Below are 2,860 nucleotides of genomic sequence, written 5' to 3' on the forward strand. Positions count from 1 at the left end.
TGAAGAAGGGGGTCCGGGTCGGCTACGTCGAGCAGGACACCCGTTTCCCGGCCGAGTCGACCGCCGAGGAGGTGGTGATCCAGGCGCTCGCCGGCGAGCCGCTCGAGGAATACGAAAAGGAGGCGCGCGCCGCGCGCACGCTCGGGCGCCTCGGGTTCCGCGATCGCAGCGAGCGCGAGCTCCCGGTCGGCGCGCTCTCCGGGGGCTGGAAGAAGCGCCTGGCGATCGCCTGCGAGGTCGCGCGCGAGCCCGATCTTCTGCTCCTCGACGAGCCGACCAACCATCTCGACCTCGAAGGGATCCTCGAGCTCGAGGAGTTGCTGGTCGAAGCCGCGCAGGCGTTCGTGGTGGTCTCCCACGACCGCTACTTCCTCGAGAACGTCTCGCGCCGGATGCTCGAGCTCGACCGCGTCTACCCGGAGGGGATTCTCTCGGTCGACGGCACCTACAGCGATCTGCTGGTCAAGCGCGACGAGGTGCTCAAGAACCAGAAGGACTACGAAGAAGCGCTCGCCAACCGGGCGCGGATCGAGGTCGACTGGCTGCGCCGCGGCCCGAAGGCGCGGACCACGAAGTCGAAGGCACGGATCGACCGCGCCAACGACCTCCTGGGCGAGCTCGCCGACGTTCGCGGCCGCGCCGCCGGCCCGCGTGCGGGAATCGACTTCAAGGCCTCGGGTCGCGGCACGAAGCGCCTCCTCGAGGCGAAAGGGCTCGCCAAGGCGTTCGACGGCCGCACCATCTTCTCGGGGGTGGACCTGCTGCTCGGCCCGGGCACCCGGTTGGGCCTCCTCGGCCTGAACGGCAGCGGCAAGACGACGTTGCTCTCGCTCCTCGACGGCACGCTTCAGCCCGACGCCGGCGAGATCGAACGCGCCCCGTTCCTGAAGGTCATCCGCTTCGAGCAGGGGCGAGAGACGCTCGACAGGAAACTGACCCTGCGCCGGGCTCTTGCTCCGGACAGCGACTCAGTGATCCACCTGGGCGAGGTGGTGCACGTCGCCGCCTGGGCGAAGCGCTTCCTCTTCCGCACCGAACAGCTCGACACCCCCGTCGGGAGCCTCTCCGGCGGCGAGCAGGCGCGTATTCTCGTGGCGCGGCTGATGCTGCGCGAGGCCGACCTTCTCATCCTCGACGAGCCTACGAACGACCTCGACATCGCGACCCTCGAGGTGCTCGAGGAGAGCCTGCTCGAATTCCCCGGGGCGCTCGTCCTGGTCACCCACGACCGCTACCTCCTCGACCGCGTCTCGACCGGAATCCTGGCGATCGAGGACGGTCGGGCAGAGCACTACACCGACAGCGGACAGTGGGAAGAGGCGCGACGCGTGAAGCACCTCGCCGAGCTCGGCGGTGGCCCGCCTGCGATCCGCAACAAGGAGAGCGCGGCGCGCGCCGCGACCGCCGCCGGCGGCAACCGCCCCGGTATCGGACCTGCCGGTCGAGGGATGGGCCCGGGCGGAGCGAAGCCGGCGGCGAAGCGCCTCTCCTACAAGGACCAGCGCGAGTGGGACGGCATGGAGGCGGCGATCTTCGCCGCCGAGGCCGAGCTCGAGACGTGCCGCAAGGCCGCAGAGGATCCCGCCATCGCCGCCGACGCGGCCCGGCTCCACGAGCGCTTCGCCGCCCTGGCGGCGGCCCAGGCCGAAGTCGAGCGGCTCTACGCCCGCTGGGCCGAGCTCGAAGCGAAGCTCGCCTGAGCGCGGCGGCGCCGGCTCATCGCCGGCGGGCGACGACGACCGCGAAGTCGCTCGTGAGCTCGCCCGAAGCGATGAGGGCGTCCTCGGCCTCGAACAGCAGATTCAGCCAACGCACGTCCTCGGGCTTCGCCGGGTCGAAGCGGCGGGCGATCCCCTCGAGGACGAGGTGCAGCAGCGTTCCACCGAGATCGCGCCGTTCCAGAATGTCGAAGCGTTCGGCCACCAGCGGGAGGATCTCGTCCGAGCGCACCGATTCGGACGGGTCGGCGGCGATGACGGCTTCGGCGCTGGGGGCGAACGGCTGGCGATGGATCTCTCCGCCCTCCCCGGCGCGGCGATAGCGCTCGGGCAGGAGGCCGAGCAGGCAGGTCGCGCATTCGAGTTGGCGGCGGCTCCATTGAAACCGCTTCGGCCCGACGAACTCGTTGAGGAAGAGCAGCCCGCCCGGCACGAGCGCGCGCTCGACCGCGAGAAGGAGCTCCTCGAGGCGCTCGACATGATGCACTGACGACACCCCCAGCACGATGTCGTAGGGTGCCTGCGGGAAGTTCGGGTGGTTGAGATCGGCCACCTCGTACGAGATCTGCGAGAGACCGGCGGCGGCGGCGTTCGCCGAGGCGACGGCGCCGGCGGAGAGGTCGAGACCGAGGTGGCGGCGGGCGAAGCGCTGCGGTGCGAGCCCGCGCTCGAGTCGGCCGTCGCCCGATCCGAGGGTCAGGGCGGAAGCCACCGGGCGCGCGACGCCCAGACTGTCCAGAATCTCGAGGAACCAGCCGTAGATGTCGAGATCCGGCCGGCCCGACACTTTCTGGTGAATCCGGCGCCGCACCAGCGGATGCTCGAGCCAGTGGCCGCCGGCGGTCGACGTCCAGGCGCCGGCTCCCCCGGCCCAGGCCTGATCGACGGCGGCTGCGAACGACGGCTTCGACATGGGGCTCCTCCCGCGCAGCAGACTAGCAAGAGCGCAGGCCTCGGGGTTCCACCACCCGCCGGGGCAGTCGTCTCGCAGGCGCCGGGTGTCCTAAGATGGAGATCTCTCGCCGCAGGTGACTCGCGGCTCTCCCGATCGGATCGACGATACCTATGGAGACAGATGACATGGCCAATCCCCTGCTGACCGGACTCGGTCTGGCTACCCTGCTCGCCGGTAGTGCTGCGGC

General features: G+C 70.4%; 2 protein-coding genes. One reads left to right on the top strand and one right to left on the bottom strand.

Annotation, left to right across the window (positions count from 1 at the left end; genetic code table 11):
- Nucleotides 1-1,700, top strand: a 1,700-nt coding sequence (locus tag KBI44_14580) for an ABC-F family ATP-binding cassette domain-containing protein (GenBank protein MBP9145707.1), incomplete at its 5' end; no start/stop codon positions are given.
- A 16-nt stretch (nucleotides 1,701-1,716) separates the two neighbouring features.
- Here the strand turns inward: KBI44_14580 and KBI44_14585 are convergent.
- Nucleotides 1,717-2,631: a class I SAM-dependent methyltransferase gene (locus tag KBI44_14585; protein ID MBP9145708.1), complete on the bottom strand. Its 915-nt coding sequence runs from the start codon at nucleotides 2,629-2,631 to the stop codon at nucleotides 1,717-1,719.
- Nucleotides 2,632-2,860 lie beyond the last annotated feature (229 nt).

It is taken from the genome of Thermoanaerobaculia bacterium (assembly GCA_018057705.1).
In the GTDB taxonomy this organism is placed as follows: Bacteria; Acidobacteriota; Thermoanaerobaculia; order Multivoradales; family JAGPDF01; genus JAGPDF01.

Coding starts and splice junctions, on each gene's coding strand:
- KBI44_14585 (MBP9145708.1), bottom strand. CDS start 2,631: ATGTCGAAGCCGTCGTTCGCAGCCGCCGTCGATCAGGCCTGGGCCGGG.